Here is a 19,357-nt window from a genome sequence, read left to right as displayed (position 1 = left end):
ATTGAAGATCCTGCTGCTTGCGTCCGCCTTCAATGGACTCACCCAGCGCGTCTGGTGCACCCTGCGCGAGCAGGGGCACGAGGTCGGCGTCGAACTCGCCCCCGCCTACCGCGCCCCCGAGGCGCTGACCCGCGCGGTCGAGCGGATCGACCCCGACCTCATCCTGTGCCCCTTCCTCAAGCACCGTGTGCCCGAAGAGGTCTGGAAGCGCTGGACCACCGTGATCGTCCACCCCGGACCGGTCGGCGACCGCGGCCCCTCCTCCCTCGACCACACCCTGCTCGGCCAGGGCCCCCGCTGGGGCGTCACCGCGCTCTCCGCGGTCGAGGAGATGGACGCCGGGCCCGTCTGGGCCTGCTCCACATTCGACGTCCCCGAGGGCGTCACCAAGTCCGCGCTCTACAACAGCCGCGTCGCCGACGCCGCCATGGACTGCGTCGCGACCGTCCTGCGCAAGGTCGAGCGCGGCGAGCGCCCCGTCCCCGCCGACGAACTCCCGCTCCCCGTCCCCGGAACCGGTGAACTCCCGCTCCTGCGCCGCGACGCCTTCGCGCTCGACTGGCGCGCTTCAGCGACCGAACTCGCCCGCCGCATCGCCGCCGCCGACGGCGCCCCCGGCGCGCCCGCCCTCATCGACGGCCGCACCTACTGCCTCTTCGACGCCGCCGCCACCAGCGAGCACACCGGCGCCGAACCCGGCGCCGTCGTCGGCCGCGACTGCGAATCCATCGCCTTCGCCACCGGCCGCGGCACCCTCTGGGTCGGCTACGCCGCCCTCCTCGAGAAGAAGCGCGGTCCGAAACTGCCCGCCGCCATGGTCATCGACGCCTCCAGCGCGCCCTTCAAACCCGCTCCCGAGGCCATCGCCGAGTCCGTGTACCGCCGCGAAGGCGACATCGGGTACCTCTCGATCCGCTCCTACAACGGCGCCATGCACACCGAGCAGTGCCGCCGCCTCACCGGCGCGGTCGAGAAGGCCCTCACCGAGGACACCCGCATCCTCGTCATCACCGGCACCGAGCACGCCTTCTCCAACGGCATCCACCTCGGCGTCATCGACGCCGCCCCCGACCCCGCCGCCGAGGCCTGGGACAACATCAACGCCATCGACGAGCTGTGCCTCGCCATCGCGCAGGCCGAGCAGCTCACCGTCGCCGCCTTCTCCGCCAACGCCGGCGCGGGCGGGGTCATGGCCGCCCTCTGCGCCGACGTCACCGTCGCCCGCGACGGCACCGTCCTCAACCCCTACTACGACATGGGCATCTACGGCTCCGAACTGCACACCTGGTCGGTCGCCAACCGCGTCGGCGAGGCCACCGCCGCCCGCCTCCTGGGCGACAAGCTCCCGATCTCCGCCGCCGAGGCCAAGCAGATCGGCCTCATCGGCGCGGTCGGCCCCCGCGACTGGGACGAGTTCCAGCGCTGGCTGCGCGCCGTCGCGATCGGCTACAACGAGCCGGTCACGCGCGGGCGCATGTTCGCCGCGAAGGCCCGCCGCCGCGCCGAGTCGAAGCCGCTGTCGTACTACCAGACCATCGAGCTGGCCGAGATGGCCCGCGACATGTTCGACGACCGGCACGGCTTCCACGCGAAGCGCCGCGCGTTCTTGGGCAAGTCGGCCCCGGCCGAGACCCCGGAGAAGCTGCGTTTCCCCTAGTCGGGGCCGGAGAGGGCTTGCCAGTCTCACCACCGCGTTGACAGCGGCCGTCCCACCTGATGGACTGTTCCTATGTTCGAAGAAGGACAGTACTTCGCGCCGGTCAACACCGACGCCGACGGCACGGTCGTCGTGGAACTGGGTGAGAACCACCCGGGCTTCGCCGACCCCGAGTACCGCGAGCGGCGCAACGCCATCGCGGCCCTCGCAATGGACTGGGAACCCGGCCGACCCATGCCGACCGTTTCCTACACCGACACCGAGCACGAGATCTGGCGGCTGGTCAGCGCCGAACTCGCCGTGAAGCACCAAGCCCTGGCCGTACACGAGTACCTGGAGGGCGCCGAGCGCCTGAAGCTTCCCGCCGACCACATCCCGCAGCTCCACGAGGTCTCCGAGTCCCTCGCGCCGCTCACCGGCTTCAGCTACCTGCCCGCGGCGGGGCTCGTGCCCCTGCGCGAGTTCTACGGGGTGCTCGCCGACGGGAAGTTCCACGCGACCCAGTACATCCGCCACCACTCGGTGCCGCTGTACACGCCCGAGCCGGACGTCATCCACGAGGTCATCGGCCACGCCAACGCCCTCGCCTCGCCGCGTTTCGCCGCGCTGTACCGCGCCGCGGGCGAGGCGGCCCGCCGGGTCCACTCCGAGGACGCGCTCGAGTTCGTCTCCCGCGTCTTCTGGTTCACCCTCGAGTTCGGGGTGATGAGCGAGAAGGACGGCCTGAAGGCCTACGGGGCGGGCATCCTCTCCTCCTACGGTGAGATCGACGAGTTCCGCGGCATGGAGATCCTGCCGCTCGACCTGGTCACCATGGGCACCATCGACTACGACATCACGAAGTACCAGGACCACCTGTTCGACGCGGGGTCGATGGAGCAGCTCGAGGACGTCGTGGGCGAGTTCTGGACGACCTGCGACGACGACTCGATCGCCCGCCTGAAGGCCGAGCGGGACTAAGCGCACGTGAAGCGGCCGGGCGGCACCGCCCGGCCGCTGGAGACCGCCGCGTCACTTCCCGGCTTTGAGGGCGGCCATGCGCGCCTCGATCTCGGCGTCGTCCTCGAGCCCTTCGAGGCTCTCGAACTGCTTGTCCAGCGAGGACATCGACAGCTCCGCCTGCCCCCGGACCTTCGCCTCCTCGCGGCGGACCTTCTCCTCGAAGCGGTTGACCTCGCTGAGCGGGTCCATGATGTCGACGCTGCCGATCGCCTCGTTCACCTGGCGCTGCGCCTGCGCGGTCTTGGCCCGGGCGACCAGGCTGCTGCGCTTGGACTGCAGTTCGGAGAGTTTCGACTTCATCTGGTTGAGCGCGTTCTTGAGCTTGTCGACGACCTCCTGCTGGGCCCGGATGGTCGGCTCGGCGGTCTTGATCTCCTTCTCCAGCCCGAGCTGCTTGCCCAGGGCCACCTTGACGAGGTTGTCGAACTTGTCGGCCTCGGCGGTGTTCCCGGCCGCGCGCAGCTCGTCGGCCTTGCGGCTGGCGTTGCGGGCCTTGTTCTCCCACTCCTGCGCGGCCTCCCTGTCGGCGGCCGCGTCCTCCTCCATCAGCCGCAGGTTGCCGATGGTCTCGGCGATCGAGCTCTCGGCGTCGGCGATGTTGTTCTTGTAGTCGCGCTCCATCTGGGCGAGCATCTTCTCCGGGTCCTCCGCGGAGTCGATGGCGTCGTTGATGTTCGCCTTGAGCAGCTGGCCGATGCGGCCGAAGATCGACTGCTTCTGTGTCATGGCTCCCCATGCCTTTCGGTTCGTTCCGGTAGTCCCTTGCCCCTCGCGGTCGTCAGAATCGGCCACCACCGCCCCTGCGGGTGCCCGCGCCGCCGAACGACCCCGGCGAGGGGCCGCGGCGTCGCGACGAGCCCGGCGAACCGAACCCGCCGCCGCGCCCGCCTCCGGGGCCGTTGAGGATGCCGCCCAAGAGGATCCCGCCGAGCATCGCGCCGGCGTTGCCGCCGCCCATGCCGCCGAACCCGCCCCCGAACCCGCCGCCGGGTCCCGGGTTGCGGTAGTCGTTCACGTCCTGCTGGGCGTGTCGCGACGCGGCCGCGGCGAGCTGGTCGGCCCGCTGGGCTTTCGCGAGGGCCTGCACCGGATCGCCCGCGGCCAGGGCGCGGGCGGCGGCGAGCTCCTGGTTCGCCTCGTTGAGCCGGGTGCGGGCCTCAGTGCCGACGCCGCCGCGGTTGGTGTTGATGTAGTCCTCCACCGCGGCCGCCGTGGCCGAGGCGTTCGCGATCGTCTGCGCCAGTTGCGCTTTCGCGCTCTCGCGCTGCTCCTGCTCGTCGCGCACGGCCTGCAGCTCCCCGCCGAGGTCCGCTTGCGCCCGCTCGAGGCGGCGGGTGCTGTCGAGCGGGTCGAGCGGCCCGGCCGCCTGGGCGGCCTCGACCGCTTCGGTCACGGCCCGCGCGTTCGCGGCGGCGCGGCGCAGCCGCTCCCCGCCGGGCGAGCCGTCGGCTTTGCGTTCGGCCTCGCCGATGTCCTGCCTGAGCGAGGCGAGGAGCCCGGGCAGTCCTCGGGCGGCCTCGGCGAGTTCGGTCTGCCGGCCGGTGACGGCGTCGAGCAGCTGCTTCGCCTGCGCGAGACCGCCTTCGGCGGCGCGCACGCCCACCGCGGCCCGCCCGTTCTCGCCGGCCGCGAGCGCCTCCCGGGCTTCGGCGAGGCTCCGGTCGGCGAACCCGAGCCGGTCCTCGGCGTCGGCGGCATTGGCGGCGACCGTGTCGAACGCCGACGCCGGGTACGCGGCCGCGAGTGCCGCCAAAGCCTCTTTGGCAGGCTCCGTGCGCTCGGCGAGGGCCTGCGCCTCGGCGGCGAGCTTCCCGATCGCCTCGGGCGCGCGGCGGCCGAGGTCGCGCAGCTCCTCGAACTCGGCGGCGGCGCCGTCGAGCTCCTGGTCCGCCTTGGTGAGGCGGTCGACGATCTCGGTGAGCATCGCGCGGCGCTGCTCCTCGGTCTCGGGCACTTCGTCGTCGAGGGACTGGCGGATGCGGAAGGCCGCGGCGAGTTCGCTCTTGGCGGTCTCGAGCGTGGCCGAGAACTTGGCGGTGTGCTCCTGCCCGAACTCGGCGACGGCGAAGCCGAGGTCCTGCTCGCTGGTGCGGACGGCGTCGTCGCCTTCCACGAGGAGGCGGCTGGCCTCCCGGTCGAGGTCCTGGGTCGACATCCGCTGCACCTGCTTGCCCGAGGGGGCGCCCTGCCTGCCGCGCCGCTTGCGCCACACCAGGAACACGACGACCGCGACGGCGACGAGGATGAGCAGGAGCACGATCCAGCCCGCGCCCCCGCCGCCCGACCCCCCGGCCGCCTCGGCCCGGTACCCGTCGGCGGCGGCGATCGCCGCGTCGGCCCAGTCGTCTTGGGACAGTTCGGGTTCGATCGCCGAGGTGGCGACCTCGTTCAACTGCGAGTCCGACAGCGGGAACCCGGACGCGACCGACCAGGCGTAGCGGCGGTCGCCCGTGGCGACGGCGAGCAGGATGTCGTTGGTGCCGAGACCGCTGTTCACGGCGGTCTGGTCGGCCCAGTCCTGCGGGGCCCACCCGGAGAACGAGTCGACGTACGCCACGTACAGCCCGATCGCGGCCTCGGACCTGAGCCGGTCGATCGCGGCGTCGACCTCCGCGCCCCGGCCCCCGACGGCGCCCACGCGGTCGGTGACGGCCCCGGAGTCGAGCTCGATGGGCGCGACCGCCAACGCGGCGGTGGCACCGGAGACGGCGAACACGAGGGCGGCCAGTACGGCCGCCGCGTACCTCACTGTTGCCGACATCGGCGCCACTGTGTCTTCCCTGCCCTGAGCTGCGGATATTGCGAATCTCAGCGTAAGGAAGAAACCTCGTGGGTTGCGCGGTTCGGTGAAAGAGCCCGCCGTGTCCGGATCGGCGGGCTAGGGCGTCTCAGGTGCCGCGCTCAGTACAGGCCCGCTTCGTACTTGGGCCCGTACTTGTCGATCAGCTGCTCCAGCGTGGCCTCGACGACCTGGGTCTCCTTGACGAGCTGGGGGTGCTGGGGGAGGGCGTCGGGCGTCCACGTCTCGGGCTTCCAGATGCCCGACCGCATGGCCGACTTGCCGCAGTGGAAGTAGATCGTGTCGATCTCGATCACGAGCGCCAGGATCGGCTTGTGGCCCTTGACGACCATGTCCTCGAAGAACGGCGCGTCCGAGACGACGCGGGCGCGGCCGTTGATCCGCAGCGACTCGCGCCGCCCGGGCAGGAGCGAGAGCAGGCCGACGTGGGGGTTGGCGAGCACGTTGTGGTAGCCGTCGACCCGGTGGTTGCCGGGCCGCTCGGGGATGGCGAGGGTCGAGTCGTCGAGGACGTGCACGAGCTTCCCGGCCGGGTCGCCCTTCGGGGAGGCGTCGCAGTTGCCCTCGGCGTCGGAAGTCGCGATCACGCAGTAGGGGGAGGCGGCGAGCCATTCGCGGTCGCGCTCGTGGAGCTTCGCGCGCTCCTTCGTGGCGGCCTGCGGCATCACCTCGCCGACGATCTCGCGGAGCTCCTCCGGATCGGTCACTTCGGTCCACATGCCCATTTCCATGGCTCCCATGTGTGTCCCTTCTCAAACGATCCCGTTACGGACCGAGCCTACGCTCGGTACGAAGGCGTGGCCAGCGCGATTGCCGCCTCGCGGTACTCCCAGTCCCTGAAACCCGATTCCCATTTGGCGGCACCGGCCAGTACCCTTGAGCCGTGTCTGCGAACAGCCTTTTCCTTGATGTCCTGAGCCGCCGCGTCGTGATCGCCGACGGTGGCATGGGCACCATGCTGCAGACCTTCGACCCCACGATGGAGGACTACGACGGGTTCGAGGGCCTGACCGACATCCTCTGCCTCACCCGGCCCGACATCGTCCTGGGCATCCACGACGCGTACCTGGCCGCCGGGGCCGACTGCATCGAGACGAACAGCTTCAACGCCAACTACGGCGGCCTCGTCGAGTACGACATCGTCGAGCGCGCCCGCGAGATCGCCCGCGCCGCCGCCTCGCTCGCCCGCCGGAAGGCCGACGAGTACGCCACCCCCGAGTGGCCCCGCTTCGTCCTCGGCTCCATGGGCGGCGGCACCCGCCTCCCCACCCTCGGCCACGCGCCGTCCGCGCTCCTGCGCGACCACTACCAGGAATGCTCCACCGGCCTCATCGAAGGCGGCGCCGACGCGCTGCTGGTCGAGACCGCCCAGGACCTCCTCCAGGCCAAGGCCGCCGTCATCGGCGCCAAGCGCGCCAACGCCTCCCTCGGCACGAACATCCCGATCATCGCCCAGGTCACCGTCGAGACCACCGGCACCATGCTCGTCGGCGGCGAGATCGGCGCGGCCCTGACCAGCCTCGCCGCCCTCGGCATCGACCTCATCGGCCTCAACTGCGCCACCGGCCCCGAAGAGATGAGCGAGCACCTCCGCTACCTCTCCCGCCACTCGCCGGTCCCGATCTCGGTCATGCCGAACGCGGGCCTGCCGACCCTCGGCCCGAAGGGCGCGGTCTACCCGCTCACCCCCGAAGAACTGGCCGACGCCCACGAGGAGTTCGTCAAGAACTTCGGCGTCAGCCTCGTCGGCGGCTGCTGCGGCACCACCCCCGACCACATCCGGGCCGTCCGCGCCCGCCTCGGCGGCGTCCCCGATGGCCCCGAGGCCGCGAACGTGGTCAAGCCGAAGGAGCGCACCCCCGTCCTCGAACCGGGCGTCTCCTCCTCCTACCACCACGTCCCCTACCTCCAGGACGCCTCGATCCTCAACGTCGGCGAGCGCACGAACGCCAACGGCTCCAAGGCCTTCCGCGACGCCATGCTCGCCGCCGACTACGACCGCTGCGTCGAGATCGCCCGCGAGCAGGCCGGCGGCGGCTCGCACCTGCTCGACCTCTGCGTCGACTACGTCGGCCGCGACGGCGCCGAGGACATGCGCGTGCTCGCCTCCCGCTTCGCCACCGCCTCCACACTGCCGATCATGCTCGACTCCACCGAGCCGAACGTCGTCGAAGCCGGGCTCGAAGCCCTCGGCGGCAAGTGCATCGTCAACTCGGTCAACTTCGAGGACGGCGACGGCCCGAACTCGCGCTACCAGCGCATGATGCCGCTCGTCGCCGAGCACGGCGCGGGCGTCGTGGCGCTGTGCATCGACGAGGAGGGCCAGGCCCGCGACCGCGACTGGAAGGTCCGCGTCGCCGCCCGCCTCATCGACGACCTCACCGGCAGGTGGGGCATGAAGATCCAGGACATCTTCGTCGACGCCCTCACCTTCCCCATCTCCACCGGCCAGGAGGAGACCCGCCGCGACGGCATCGAGACCATCGAGGCCATCCGCGAGATCGCCCGCCTCTACCCGGGCATCAACTTCACGCTCGGCGTCTCGAACATCTCGTTCGGCCTCAACCCCGCCGCCCGCCAGGTCCTCAACTCCGTGTTCCTCAACGAATGCGTCGAAGCGGGCCTGACCAGCGCGATCGTCCACGCCTCCAAGATCCTGCCCATGGCCTCGATCCCCGAGGAGCAGAAGCAGGTCGCCCTCGACATGGTCTACGACCGCCGCACCGAGGACTACGACCCGCTGCAGAAGCTCATCGAGATCTTCGACGGCGTCAGCCTCGCCGGGACGAAGGAGGCCCGCGCCGAAGCGCTCGCCGCGCTCCCCCTGGACGAACGCCTCGCCCAGCGGATCATCGACGGCGACAAGAACGGCATGGACACCGACCTCGACGAGGCCCTCGCGAACGGCAAGCGGCCCCTCGACATCATCAACGACAACCTCCTCGAAGGCATGAAGGTCGTCGGCGACCGCTTCGGCTCCGGCCAGATGCAGCTGCCGTTCGTCCTGCAGTCCGCCGAGGCCATGAAGTTCGCCGTCGCCCACCTCGAACCGCACATGGACAAGGCCGACGCGGCCGACAAGGGCACCATCGTCCTGGCCACCGTCCGCGGCGACGTGCACGACATCGGCAAGAACCTCGTCGACATCATCCTGTCCAACAACGGCTACACCGTCGTCAACCTCGGCATCAAGCAGCCCATCAACGCCATCCTCGACGCCGCCGAAGAGCACCAGGCGGACGTCATCGGCATGAGCGGCCTGCTCGTCAAGTCCACCGTGATCATGAAGGACAACCTCGCCGAGATGATGGCCCGCTCGATGCACACGCGCTGGCCGGTCCTCCTCGGCGGCGCCGCGCTCACCCGCGCGTACGTCGAGGACGACCTCCGCGAGATGTTCGAAGGCGGCCAGGTCCACTACGCGCGCGACGCGTTCGAAGGCCTCGACCTCATGAACAAGGTCATGACCGCCCGCCGCACCGGCGTCCCGATCGTCGACGCCGAGAAGGAGGCGAAGATCGCCCTGCGCCGCGAACGCCGCGCCAAGCAGGCCACGATGGTCGCCGACACCCTCCCGGACCTGAACGACACCTCGGTGCGATCCAACGTCGCCGCCGACGTCGAGGTCCCGGTCCCGCCGTTCTACGGCTCGCGCGTCGTCAAGGGCATCCAGACCTCCGAGTACGCCGCGCTCCTCGACGAGCGCGCCACCTTCCTGGGCCAGTGGGGGCTCAAGCCCGCCCGCGGCGACGGCCCCTCCTATGAGGAGCTGGTCGAGACCGAGGGCCGCCCGCGCCTGCGCTACTGGCTCGACCGGCTCGCCACGGACAACGTCCTGGAGGCGAAGGTCGCCTACGCGTACTTCCCGGCCTACTCCGAGGGCAACACCCTCGTCGTCCTCGACGAGAACGGCCACTCCGAGCGCGCCCGGTTCACCTTCCCGCGCCAGCGGCAAGGCCGGCGCCTGTGCCTCGCGGACTTCTTCCGCGCCAAGGACGGCGGCCAGCTCGACGTCCTCGGCATGCAGCTGGTCACTTTGGGCTCCAAGGTCTCCGAGTACACGAACGAGCTGTTCCAGGCCAACGCCTACCGCGACTACCTGGAAGTGCACGGCCTGACCGTGCAGCTCACCGAATCGCTCGCCGAGTACTGGCACCGGCGCATGCGCCGCGAATGGGTCCTCCCGTCCGGCGGCACCGTCGCCGACGCGGACCCCGGGGACCTCAAGGGCTACTTCGACGTCGACTTCCGCGGCTGCCGCTACTCGTTCGGCTACCCGGCCTGCCCCGAGCTCGCCGACCGCGCGACCCTCGTCGAACTCCTCGGCGCCGAACGCATCGGCGTCGAACTGTCCGAAGGGGACCAGCTCCACCCCGAGCAGTCCACCGACGCGATCGTCCTCCACCACCCTGAAGCGAGCTACTTCAACGCCAAGTGACCCCGGGAGGTGCCCGGTGCCCATGCGGCGCCGGGCACCGAACCCGCGGCCGCGTTCACCCCCGCGACACCCACCCGGCACCATAGGTGCCATGTCGCACGAACTCGTCGCCTACCTCGGCGTCATGGACGCGGGGAAGTCCACCCTCGCCCTCCAGTACCACCACTCCCTCGGCGGGCAGGGCGTCGTCTACACCTCCATGGACCGCGGCGGCGAAGGCGTCGTCTCCAGCCGCATCGGCCTCAGCCACGAGGCCCGCGAGGTCAAACCCGGGATCGACATCTACGACGACCTCGCCGCCCTCAAACCCCCGTACGTGATCGTCGACGAAGTCCAGTTCCTCGAAGCGCCCAAGCAGATCAACCACCTCGCCGACGCCGTCGACGGCCTCGACCTCGACGTCTACGCCTTCGGCCTCAAGACCGACTTCCTCGGCCGCCTCTTCCCCGCCACCCAGCGCCTCATCGAACTCGCCGACCGCGTCGAAGAGCTCCCCGTCCGCGTCAACTGCTGGTGCGGCGAACGCGGCACCCACAACGCCCGCGTCCGCGACGGCGTCATGACCTTCGCCGGCGACGTCGTCGAAGTCGGCGACATGGACTCCTACACCGTCCTCTGCCGCCGCCACCACCGCGCCGGCCTCGCCTAGCCCCTGTGTGAGCCGCCTCGCGGCCCCGCCGCGAACCAGACCGCCCCGCCGGCCCCGCCCGTACTGTTGACACCGTGACTGACCGAACGGAAGCCGCGTTCCCGCAAGCCGTGCTCTTCGACATGGACGGCACGCTCGTCGACAGCGAGATCATCTGGGACACCGGTGTCGAAGAACTCGCCGGCCTCCTCGGCGGCGCCCTCGACCCCGAAGTCCGCTCCCGCATGGTCGGCACCAACGAGGACGCCTCGGTCGTCATGCTCCTCGAGAGCCTCGGCATCCCCCTCACCGAGACCCCGCACCACCAGACCTGGCTGCGCACCCGCATGAAGGAACTCTTCGCCGCAGGCGTCGCATGGAAGCCCGGCGCCCGCGAACTCCTCCTCGAATGCCGCGCCGCCGGCATCCCGACCGCCCTGGTCACCTCCACCCCGCGCGAACTCGCCGACATCATCATCGGCCACGTCGGCCCCGGCAACTTCGACCTCACCGTCTGCGGCGACGAGGTCGAACGCCCCAAACCCGACCCGGTGCCCTACCTCGCCGCCGCCGCGAAACTCGGCGTCGACATCGAACGCTGCGTCGTCATCGAGGACTCCGTCTCCGGCACCAGCTCCGCGCTGGCCGCCGGCGCGGTCACCCTGGCCGTCCCCGGCGACGTCGAACTCCCGGCCGAGATCGACGTCCCCCGCGTCGACTCACTCGACGGCGTCGACCTGGCCTTCCTGCGCGCTCTCGGCTAAAAAGCGTTGACGCCCTGGGGGACCGGCACCAGTCTGTCCCCATGACCGTTCCATCGCATGACGCCGGCGACCTCATCGTCAAGGCCCTCGCCGACCCCGAACGCCTCCGCGTGTTCGCCGACATCGTCCTCACCGAATCCGGTGCGACCGTCACCGACCTGCGAGCGCGCCATCCGCGCGCCGAGAAGGCCCTCCACCGCCTCTTCGAAGCCGGCCTCGTCACCCGCGACGACGGCAAGGTCCACGCCGCCCCCGAGGCCTTCAAGACCGCCGCCGCGGCCGCCCGCGAGGCCCGCCCCGACGCCCCGCCCGGCGTCAGCCCCGAAGTGGCCCACTTCTACTCGAACGGGCGCATCACCACGATCCCCGTCAACCGCCGCACCCGCGTCAAACTCCTGCGCGACCTCGCCGAACGCCACTTCGCCTTCGACCGCGTCTACACCGAGCACGAGGTCAACGAGACGCTCGCCGCCGAATACCACGACCCGCTCCAGCTGCGCCGCGACCTCATCGACGAACTCCTCCTCGAACGCAACCTCGGCGGCAGCGAATACCGCCGCCGCGAAGCCCCGCCCCTTGAGGGCACTGCCCGCTAGGGCACTTCGAAATCGGCCCGCGACAGCACCTCGTCGCGGTGCCGGTCTCCCCACGCCTCCAGCGGCTCCAGCGCCTCGTTCAACGAGCGCCCCAGCGGCGTCAGCGAGTACTCCACCCGCGGCGGCACCTCCGCGTACAGCTCGCGGTGCACCACCCCGCTCGCCTCCAGCTGCCGCAGGTTCTCCGCGAGCACCTTCTCGCTCACCCCGTCGAGCTTGCGCCGGATCTGCCCGAACCGCACCGGTCCCTCGGCGAGCACCCACATCAAGTGCAGCTTCCACTTGCCGCCCACGACATCGATCGCGATCGACATCCCGCACGTTTGATCTGTGTCACTCATCGTCTGCATCGCTGCGCTCCCGACCATATTGCGAACGTCCCGGTAAGTAACCCCACCTGCAAGTGCGGTCTTGCGATCCTACCCGCCCCGACCGACGATGGATCTCGTCAAGCGACGCAAGGAACCTCCACTTATCAAGGGGCACAACATGTCTGCTAAGAAGTCCGTCTCCGTCCTCGGTCTCGGCCCGATGGGTCAGGCCACCGTCAAGATCCTCCTCGCCGCCGGCGTCGACGTCACCGTCTGGAACCGCACCCCCGGCAAGGCCGAGGCCCTCGCCGAACTCGGCGCCAAGCCCGCCGCCACCGCCGCAGCCGCCGTCGCCGCGAACGACACGGTCCTGCTCTCCCTCATCCACTACGACGCGATGTACGGCGTCCTCGAACACGCCGACCTCGCCGGCAAGACCGTCGTCAACCTCTCCTCAGACTCCCCGGCCAACTCCAGCAAGGGCGCCGGATGGGTTCTCGACCGCGGCGCCCGCTTCCTCACCGGCGCGTACATGACCCAGAGCGACGACATCCAGCACCCGGTCTCCCGCATGTACGTCAGCGGCCCCGCCGCTCTCCACAAGGAACTCCAGGAACTGCTCGAACTGCTCTGCCCCACCGAGTACCTCGGCGAGGACTACGGCATCGCGCAGCTCTACTACCAGGCCAACCTCGCCATGTTCCACGCGTTCCTGATCTCCCTGGAGCAGGCGGTGGCCATGATCGAGCGCTCCGGCGGCGACCTCGACCGCTTCATGGCCCTGCGCGAGAACGAGCCGCAGAGCCTCAAGGACTTCTCGCACTTCTTCGTCGAGGCGGCGAAGCAGGGCGGCTGGGGCGACCTCGCGAACCTCAAGATGATGCACGCCGGCGCGCAGCACGTGATCGACGCCAGCGAAGAGGCCGGCGTCGACGCCGAGATCACCAAGACCATCCAGCAGTACTACCAGCGCGCCCTCGACGCGAGCGAGCAGGCCGGACGCGTCGTCCCCGTCCACCAGATCTTCAGCCGAAACGACTGAACCGCACTGTGACGCGGGGCCGGGCCCACCGGCCCGGCCCCGCACGGAAAGGCACGATCATGACCCAGCCCTCCACCACGATCCTCGGCCTCGGCGCCATGGGCTCGGCGATCGCCGCCCGCCTCCGCGAGACGGGCCACGCCACCACCGTGTGGAACCGCACCGCCGCCAAGACCGAACCGCACGTCGCAGCCGGCTCGAACGCCGCGGCGACGGTCGCCGAAGCCGTCCGCGCCGGCGAACTCGTCTTCGTCGTCCTGCTCGACCACGCCAGCGTCCGCGAACACCTCGACCCGGTCGCCGCCGACCTCAAGGGCCGCACCGTGGTCAACCTCGTCACGACCACGCCCGGCCAGGCCCGCGAGACGGCCGCCTGGGCCGTCGAGCACGGCATCCCGTACGTCGACGGCGCCATCATGGCCGTCCCGTCGACGATCGGCGACCCGAGCGCGCGCCTCCTCTACTCAGGCGACGATCACGTGTTCGACACCGCTCGGCCCGTCCTCGAAACCCTCGGCACCGCCGAGTACACGGGGGAGGACCCGGGCATCGCGTCGCTCAAGGACATGGCCCTGCTCTCCGCCATGGACCTCATGCTGCTCGGCTACGTCCAGGCCATCGCCATGATGCGCAGCGCCGGGACCTCCGCCGCCGACACCGCGCGCGAAGTCGAAACCTGGCTCGCCGCCATGCTCCCGCACGGCAGGGAACTCGCCGCCATCGTCGACGGCGGCACCTACGACACCGGCGGCCAGAGCGTCGACTTCGACCGCTTCGGCATCCGCTCGCTCATCACCGCCAGCCGCGAACAAGGCGTCCGCGCCGACCTCCTCGAGCCCCACCAGAAGCTCCTCGAAGAGCTCGCCGCCACCGGCCACGGCGACAGCGACTGGATCCGCATCATCGAACGCCTCACCATCCACTGACCCGACCGCACCCACCAGGGAGACCAGCAATGTCAAAGGGAACCGTCACCATCCTCGGCCTCGGCGCCATGGGCTCGGCCATCGCCGCCCGCCTCCGCGAGACCGGCTACGCCACCACCGTGTGGAACCGCACCGCCGCCAAGACCGAACCGCACGTCCAAGCCGGCTCGAACGCCGCCGCCACCATCGCCGAAGCCGTCCAGTCCGGCGACATCATCCTCGCCGTCCTCCTGGACCACAAGAGCATCCACGACAACCTCGAACCCGCGGCCGCCGAGCTCAAAGGCAAGATCCTCGTCAACATCACCACCACCACGCCCAACGAGGCCCGCGCCACCGCCGCCTGGGCCGCCGAACACGGCATCACCTACCTCGACGGCGCCATCATGGCCGTCCCGGAGATGATCGGCCGGCCCGGCTCCCGCCTCCTCTACTCGGGCGACGAGAACGCCTTCGCCATCGCCAAACCCGCCCTCGAGACCCTCGGCACCGCCGAGTACGAAGGCACCGACGCGGGCCTGGCCTCGCTCAAGGACATGGCACTGCTCTCCGCCATGTACCAGGCCTTCGGCGGCCTTCTCCAAGCCGTCGCCATGATGCGCACCGTCGGCGCCCCGGCCGCGCAGACCGCCAAAGACGTCGTCGACTGGCTGACCGCCGTACTGCCCGTCACGGAGAGCCTGGCCCCGCTCATCGACGAGCGGAACTACGACCCGGCCCCCGGCCAGGACGTCGCCTTCACCCGGCCCGCCGTCGCCTCGATCATCACGGCCAGCCGCGAACAGGGCGTCAGCGCCGACTTCCTCGAACCGCTCAAGAAGCACCTCGACGAACTCGCCGCCACCGGCCGCGGCACCGCCGACTGGGTCAGCGTCGTCGAGCAGCTCACCATCAAGTAGGCAGCGCCGCCCGGGGGCGGGGGACTACCCGCCCGCCCCCAGCAGCGCCAACTTCTCGTACCCGTCCGTCCCCGGCGCCGCCGTCAGCGTCACCAGCATCTGCCCCGAACCGTCCGCCACCCGGAACTGGTCCTTGTACAGCTGCAGCAACCCCACGATCGGATGGTCGAACCGCACCCAGCCGATGTTGCAGTCCTTCACCTCGGCCTGCGCCCACATCTCCGCGAAATCCCGGTGCGCCACCGACAACTCGCCGATCAGCGCCGTCATCGTCGCGTCCTCGGGGAACAGCGCCGCCATCTTCCGCAGCTGCGCCACCGTCTCGTGCGAGCACACCGCCTCCCAGTCCGGGAAGTACTCCCGCGAATCCTCGTCGAAGAGCAGCCGCACGAAGTTCGGACCCGCCTCCAGGTCCCACCCGAACCCGCCGTACAGCAAGCGCGCCAACCGGTTCGAAGCCAGCACATCCTGCCGGTGGTTCATGATCAACGCCGGGAACGCGTCGACCGCCGCCAGCATCGTCTGCAGCGACGGCCGCACCCCCGCCCCCGCCTGCAGCGGGCTCAACCGCGAGTTCCCCGCCAACCGGTGCAGATGCGCCCGCGTCGTCTCGTCCAACCGCAGCGCCCGCGCCACCGCATCGAGCACCTGGTCAGAAGGCCGCTTCGCCCGCCCCTGCTCCAGGCGCGTGTAGTAGTCCACGCTCACCCCGGCCAGCAGCGCCAGCTCCTCCCGCCGCAGCCCCGGCACCCGCCGCCGCGCGTCCTCCCGCAATCCCACGTCGGCCGGGTTCACCCGCGCCCGCCGCGCCTGCAGGAACTTCCCCAGATCGGCGACATCCTCGAGCTTGTGGATACCGGTCGCATCAGCTGACATCACTCAAACCTCCACGGCAAGTATCGCCGCGATCGAGCGAAACTGCCTAGGTCTGTCAGTCCTAGGGTCGAACGGTCCCAGGTCGAACAGACGTCTGGCAGTGCCTCCGCAACCGCAGCAGCATGGTCCGCATGAGAACTCACATCGTCTACGCCCACCCGCACAACCGCTCCCTCAACGCCGCCCTCCGCGACGAAGCCGTCCAGACACTCGAGGCCCTCGGCCACACGGTCACCGTCTCCGACCTCTACGCCATGGACTTCAAGGCCGTAGCCGACTTCGACGACTTCGGCCCCACCGAGAGCGAGCGCTTCATCGAAGCCGCCGCCGAAGCCTGGGAGAAGGACGCGCTGGCCCCTGACATCAAGGCCGAGCAGGAGAAGCTCCTCGCCGCCGACAACGTCATCCTCCAGTTCCCGCTGTGGTGGTTCACGGTGCCCGCCATCATGAAGGGCTGGATGGACAGGGTCTTCGCCAACGGCTTCGGCTACGGCACCTCCCGCGACTGGAAGCGCTACGGCGACGGCGTCCTCGCCGGCAAGCGCGCGATGATCGTCGTGACCACCGGCGCGGCCGACGCGCACCTCTCCGACCGGGGCGTCAACGGCGACATCAACGACCTGCTGTTCCCGATCCAGCACGGCGTCCTCTTCTACACCGGTATGTCGATCCTCCCGCCCGTGGTGATCACCGGAGCGGGCTGGCAGTCCGAGTACGCCGACATGGTCAAGCACCTGCGCGAGCGCCTCGAGACCCTCGCCGAGACCGAGCCGATCGCCTACCGCAGGCAGACGGACGACTACGACGAGCACAAGCGCCTCCTGCCCGGCCGCGAAGCCCCGGGCACCACCGGATTCGCGCTGCACGTCGCCCAGTAGCGGACAGGCGCAGAAAAGGGCCGGAGCGGTTGGCCGCTCCGGCCCTTGCGCCTTGCCTACCGCCCTACTCGAACGGGAACTTGTCCGCGAACGCCGGCTTCAGGTCGTCGACCCACACCGCCGTCTCGTCGTACTTCGCGAAGAACGGCCGCCCGACGAGGTCGGGGTTCCGGGCCTGGAGCATCCGCAGCGCGAACACCTTCTCCTTGCCGATCTCCACGACCCCGTCCACCGCCACCTTGCCCGGCGTGGCGGACATGGACGGCCCGCGCACGGTCCGGCACAACCCCGACACCTGGCTGAACGCGTCGCGGAAGATCTCCCACGCCCGCACCAGCGGCACCGAGAAGTAGTCCTGCGGCCCGGTGTCCCGTTCCACGAACATGTAATACGGGACCATCCCCATCCGGTGCTGGGTCCGCCACATCCCGGCCCACTGGTCCGCGTCGTCGTTGATCGTCCTGATCAGCGGCGCCTGCGTCCGGATCACCGCGCCGGTCGAGCGGATGCGGCGCACCGCCTCCCGCACGATCTCCGAATCCAGTTCCTTCTGGTGCGAGAAGTGCGCCATGAACGCCAGGTTCTTCCCCGACGCCACCACGCGCTCGAACAACCGCAGCGTGTCGTCCGCGTCGGGGTCCGACACGAACCGCTGCGGCCAGTACGCCAGCGCCTTCGACCCGATCCGGATCGACTCCACGTGCTCCATCTCCAGCAGCGGCTCGATGTACCGCCGCAGGACCGGCTCGCCCATGATCATCGGGTCCCCGCCGGTCAGCAGCACGCTGCTCACCTCGGGATGCTCCCGCACGTACCCCGTCAGCTGCTCGACGTCGTTGTTCGCCATCTTCAGGTCGGCGATCCCCACGAACTGCGCCCAGCGGAAGCAGTACGTGCAGTACGCGTGGCAGGTCTGCCCCTGCTGGGGGAAGAACAGCACGGTCTCCCGGTACTTGTGCTGCAGACCCGCGATCGGCTCCTCGCCGGCCTTCGGGATGTTGAGCGCCAACTGCCCGGCCGGGTGCGGATTGAGCCTGAACCGGACCTCGTTGGCCGCGGCGGTGAGCTCTTGCTTCGAGGCGTCGTTCTTCAGCAGCGCCGCGATGCGGTTGACGTCCTCGACCGGCAGCATGTCCTCCTGCGGAAAGACCAGCCGGAACATCGGGTCCTCGAACGGGTCGTCCCAGTCGATGAGTTCATCGACCACGTAGGCGTTCGTCCGGAACGGCAGTACTGATGCCACCGCCCTGGTCCGGAGCCGCTGCTCCTCGCTCAAGGGCGCTCTCTGGAGCAGCTCGTCCAGGTGGCGAATGGTGTAGGCGTGGAACCGCCTACCGGTGTTGTGGTCTTCAGGAGCAGTCACGAGAACCCCCTCCTCTGCATGTCGGTTCGCAACTGGGCAGGCAGGCCTGGTTACAAACAAGTGCGCGAAACCAACGATGACCGTGCCGCTCACAGGCGATGCCGCCTGCGGTCGGCTCCGTGACTTATCGGCCACGGATGGTGCACCCGATGCTTTCGCGCACACTGTGCGTGAATATGAAATTTTCAGGCGTTTGTGGCGACCCTAGCCCAGCGTCGCTTCGATCGAAATCGGGACCGCCTTCAATGCCTGGCTCACCGGGCAGTTCTCCTTGGCGCCCTGCGCGATGGTCTGGAACTCGTCGTCCTCGATCCCGGGGATCACGGCGTTGACTGTCAGCGCGATGTCGGTGATGCCAGTGCCGGGCTTGAAGGTGACGGCGGCTTCGGTGACGATCTCCTCCGCGGTGTACCCGGCCCTCCCCAGTGCGCCCGAGAACGCCATGGAGAAGCAAGACGTGTGCGCCGCGGCGATGAGCTCCTCGGGGCTGGTCTTGCCCTCGGGGTTGTTCGTGCGGGCGGCCCACGTGACGGGCGTGTCCGGCAGTCCAGAGGACACGAAGCTGGTGACGCCGTTGCCTTCCTGCAGGTCGCCGGTCCAACGGGTGCGTGCATTGCGAGTGGCTGACATGCCTTCTCCTCTGATCGGAAGTCCTTCGCTCGCAGGCTAACAGCAGACCCTGCGAGCTAGAGACGTTCCGCGACGGCCGCCGGCCCGGCGGCCCAGCAGTCGTCTTCACGGAAGTCCTTGATGTCTCCGCTGGTCAAGCGTATCGTTGAACCGAAGGTGACCCCCCTGGATTTGGCCCCTTCGGGGGTGTGTATATTTGTCTTTGCCCGCGGGGGAACGGAACAGCCGAGGAAAACGAGGCCGGTCCGGAGATCACGGAGGCACGCGACGAGCTCATGGAGCTATGGCGCGGTCCGGATCGAGGCGCGGGGATCACCTGAGACTCCATAGAGGCTCAATCGTGTGTGACGAGGGTCTACGACCCCCAGTTAGACAGCACGGTTCGAGACTAGTAATGTTGTTCGGGTTGCTCCGGCTGAGGCCGAATCCTTTAAGTGGATCGACTTGAGTTGGCGTGTTGTTTGAGAACTCAACAGGGTGTTTGGATGGTCAGCGTGCGGGCTGACTGGGACGATCGGACAAGGTTTCGGTGGTTTCTGGTTGGTAC

At 69.6% G+C, this 19,357-nt stretch carries 17 protein-coding genes; 10 read left to right on the top strand and 7 right to left on the bottom strand.

The window, feature by feature from the left end:
• The first annotated feature begins 1 nt into the window (after nucleotide 1).
• Complete coding sequence (locus AB0K52_RS15915; RefSeq protein ID WP_363532158.1) at nucleotides 2-1,657, top strand: enoyl-CoA hydratase-related protein; 1,656 nt, start codon at nucleotides 2-4, stop codon at nucleotides 1,655-1,657.
• Nucleotides 1,658-1,729: 72 nt separating this feature from the next.
• Nucleotides 1,730-2,617 carry a phenylalanine 4-monooxygenase gene (locus AB0K52_RS15910; RefSeq protein ID WP_363532155.1) on the top strand — a complete coding sequence of 296 codons (888 nt, stop codon included), beginning with the start codon at nucleotides 1,730-1,732 and terminating at the stop codon, nucleotides 2,615-2,617.
• A gap of 51 nt (nucleotides 2,618-2,668) precedes the next feature.
• Here AB0K52_RS15910 and AB0K52_RS15905 read toward each other — a convergent pair whose 3' ends face one another.
• From AB0K52_RS15905 to AB0K52_RS15895, 3 genes are all read right to left on the bottom strand, one after another.
• Nucleotides 2,669-3,385: a PspA/IM30 family protein gene (locus tag AB0K52_RS15905; RefSeq protein ID WP_363532153.1), complete on the bottom strand. Its 717-nt coding sequence runs from the start codon at nucleotides 3,383-3,385 to the stop codon at nucleotides 2,669-2,671.
• A gap of 52 nt (nucleotides 3,386-3,437) precedes the next feature.
• Nucleotides 3,438-5,420, bottom strand: a complete 1,983-nt coding sequence (locus tag AB0K52_RS15900; protein WP_363532150.1) for a TPM domain-containing protein — start codon at nucleotides 5,418-5,420, stop codon at nucleotides 3,438-3,440.
• Nucleotides 5,421-5,560: 140 nt separating this feature from the next.
• Nucleotides 5,561-6,199 carry an MSMEG_1061 family FMN-dependent PPOX-type flavoprotein gene (locus AB0K52_RS15895; protein ID WP_363532148.1) on the bottom strand — a complete coding sequence of 213 codons (639 nt, stop codon included), beginning with the start codon at nucleotides 6,197-6,199 and terminating at the stop codon, nucleotides 5,561-5,563.
• A gap of 143 nt (nucleotides 6,200-6,342) precedes the next feature.
• Between AB0K52_RS15895 and metH the strand changes: the two genes are divergently transcribed.
• The 4 genes from metH to AB0K52_RS15875 all read left to right on the top strand — a co-directional run bounded on the left by metH (nucleotide 6,343) and on the right by AB0K52_RS15875 (nucleotide 11,885).
• Entirely contained in the window at nucleotides 6,343-9,897 is a 3,555-nt protein-coding gene (metH, locus tag AB0K52_RS15890) for a methionine synthase (RefSeq protein WP_363532146.1), read from the top strand.
• A 91-nt stretch (nucleotides 9,898-9,988) separates the two neighbouring features.
• Entirely contained in the window at nucleotides 9,989-10,546 is a 558-nt protein-coding gene (locus tag AB0K52_RS15885) for a thymidine kinase (RefSeq protein ID WP_363532143.1), read from the top strand.
• A gap of 74 nt (nucleotides 10,547-10,620) precedes the next feature.
• Nucleotides 10,621-11,289 carry an HAD family phosphatase gene (locus tag AB0K52_RS15880; protein ID WP_363532140.1) on the top strand — a complete coding sequence of 223 codons (669 nt, stop codon included), beginning with the start codon at nucleotides 10,621-10,623 and terminating at the stop codon, nucleotides 11,287-11,289.
• 41 nt (nucleotides 11,290-11,330) lie between these two features.
• Complete coding sequence (locus AB0K52_RS15875; RefSeq protein ID WP_363532137.1) at nucleotides 11,331-11,885, top strand: DUF2087 domain-containing protein; 555 nt, start codon at nucleotides 11,331-11,333, stop codon at nucleotides 11,883-11,885.
• Here AB0K52_RS15875 and AB0K52_RS15870 read toward each other — a convergent pair.
• A complete protein-coding gene (locus AB0K52_RS15870) occupies nucleotides 11,882-12,235 on the bottom strand; it encodes a helix-turn-helix domain-containing protein (RefSeq protein ID WP_363532134.1) in 354 nt (117 codons plus the stop codon). The genes AB0K52_RS15875 and AB0K52_RS15870 overlap by 4 nt on opposite strands.
• Nucleotides 12,236-12,374: 139 nt before the next feature.
• Between AB0K52_RS15870 and AB0K52_RS15865 the strand changes: the two genes are divergently transcribed.
• From AB0K52_RS15865 to AB0K52_RS15855, 3 genes are read left to right on the top strand one after another with little or no spacing between them, the layout of a single operon-like run.
• Nucleotides 12,375-13,238, top strand: a complete 864-nt coding sequence (locus AB0K52_RS15865; RefSeq protein WP_363532131.1) for an NAD(P)-binding domain-containing protein — start codon at nucleotides 12,375-12,377, stop codon at nucleotides 13,236-13,238.
• A gap of 59 nt (nucleotides 13,239-13,297) precedes the next feature.
• Nucleotides 13,298-14,164, top strand: a complete 867-nt coding sequence (locus AB0K52_RS15860) for an NAD(P)-binding domain-containing protein (protein ID WP_363532129.1) — start codon at nucleotides 13,298-13,300, stop codon at nucleotides 14,162-14,164.
• Between the two features lie 29 nt (nucleotides 14,165-14,193).
• Nucleotides 14,194-15,063: an NAD(P)-binding domain-containing protein gene (locus tag AB0K52_RS15855; RefSeq protein ID WP_363532126.1), complete on the top strand. Its 870-nt coding sequence runs from the start codon at nucleotides 14,194-14,196 to the stop codon at nucleotides 15,061-15,063.
• Between the two features lie 24 nt (nucleotides 15,064-15,087).
• Here the strand turns inward: AB0K52_RS15855 and AB0K52_RS15850 are convergent, their stop codons facing one another.
• On the bottom strand, nucleotides 15,088-15,939 hold the full coding sequence (locus AB0K52_RS15850; protein ID WP_363532123.1) for a helix-turn-helix transcriptional regulator: 852 nt from the start codon (nucleotides 15,937-15,939) through the stop codon (nucleotides 15,088-15,090).
• A gap of 131 nt (nucleotides 15,940-16,070) precedes the next feature.
• Here AB0K52_RS15850 and AB0K52_RS15845 point away from each other — a divergent pair, with 131 nt between their 5' ends.
• Nucleotides 16,071-16,817 (top strand): NAD(P)H-dependent oxidoreductase, encoded by a 747-nt coding sequence (locus AB0K52_RS15845; RefSeq protein WP_363532120.1) that lies wholly within the window; start codon nucleotides 16,071-16,073, stop codon nucleotides 16,815-16,817.
• Nucleotides 16,818-16,881: 64 nt separating this feature from the next.
• Here the strand turns inward: AB0K52_RS15845 and AB0K52_RS15840 are convergent, their stop codons facing one another.
• Together AB0K52_RS15840 and AB0K52_RS15835 are read right to left on the bottom strand one after the other, a co-directional pair.
• On the bottom strand, nucleotides 16,882-18,180 hold the full coding sequence (locus AB0K52_RS15840; RefSeq protein ID WP_363532117.1) for a lysine 2,3-aminomutase: 1,299 nt from the start codon (nucleotides 18,178-18,180) through the stop codon (nucleotides 16,882-16,884).
• Between the two features lie 204 nt (nucleotides 18,181-18,384).
• Nucleotides 18,385-18,810, bottom strand: coding sequence for an OsmC family peroxiredoxin (locus AB0K52_RS15835; protein ID WP_208495667.1), 426 nt, complete (start codon nucleotides 18,808-18,810; stop codon nucleotides 18,385-18,387).
• Between the last annotated feature and the right edge of the window lie 547 nt (nucleotides 18,811-19,357).

The organism is Glycomyces sp. NPDC049804, from assembly GCF_040674615.1.
In the GTDB taxonomy this organism is placed as follows: Bacteria; Actinomycetota; Actinomycetes; order Mycobacteriales; family Micromonosporaceae; genus Glycomyces; species Glycomyces niveus.
Note: the sequence above shows the minus strand (reverse complement) of the source record. Positions and strands in the feature narration are given on the sequence as shown.

Coding starts and splice junctions, on each gene's coding strand:
- AB0K52_RS15905 (WP_363532153.1), bottom strand. CDS start 3,385: ATGACACAGAAGCAGTCGATCTTCGGCCGCATCGGCCAGCTGCTCAAG.
- AB0K52_RS15900 (WP_363532150.1), bottom strand. CDS start 5,420: ATGTCGGCAACAGTGAGGTACGCGGCGGCCGTACTGGCCGCCCTCGTG.
- AB0K52_RS15855 (WP_363532126.1), top strand. CDS start 14,194: ATGTCAAAGGGAACCGTCACCATCCTCGGCCTCGGCGCCATGGGCTCG.
- AB0K52_RS15860 (WP_363532129.1), top strand. CDS start 13,298: ATGACCCAGCCCTCCACCACGATCCTCGGCCTCGGCGCCATGGGCTCG.
- AB0K52_RS15850 (WP_363532123.1), bottom strand. CDS start 15,939: ATGTCAGCTGATGCGACCGGTATCCACAAGCTCGAGGATGTCGCCGAT.
- AB0K52_RS15835 (WP_208495667.1), bottom strand. CDS start 18,810: ATGTCAGCCACTCGCAATGCACGCACCCGTTGGACCGGCGACCTGCAG.
- AB0K52_RS15875 (WP_363532137.1), top strand. CDS start 11,331: ATGACCGTTCCATCGCATGACGCCGGCGACCTCATCGTCAAGGCCCTC.
- AB0K52_RS15870 (WP_363532134.1), bottom strand. CDS start 12,235: ATGCAGACGATGAGTGACACAGATCAAACGTGCGGGATGTCGATCGCG.
- AB0K52_RS15845 (WP_363532120.1), top strand. CDS start 16,071: ATGAGAACTCACATCGTCTACGCCCACCCGCACAACCGCTCCCTCAAC.
- AB0K52_RS15865 (WP_363532131.1), top strand. CDS start 12,375: ATGTCTGCTAAGAAGTCCGTCTCCGTCCTCGGTCTCGGCCCGATGGGT.
- AB0K52_RS15885 (WP_363532143.1), top strand. CDS start 9,989: ATGTCGCACGAACTCGTCGCCTACCTCGGCGTCATGGACGCGGGGAAG.
- AB0K52_RS15910 (WP_363532155.1), top strand. CDS start 1,730: ATGTTCGAAGAAGGACAGTACTTCGCGCCGGTCAACACCGACGCCGAC.
- AB0K52_RS15895 (WP_363532148.1), bottom strand. CDS start 6,199: ATGGGAGCCATGGAAATGGGCATGTGGACCGAAGTGACCGATCCGGAG.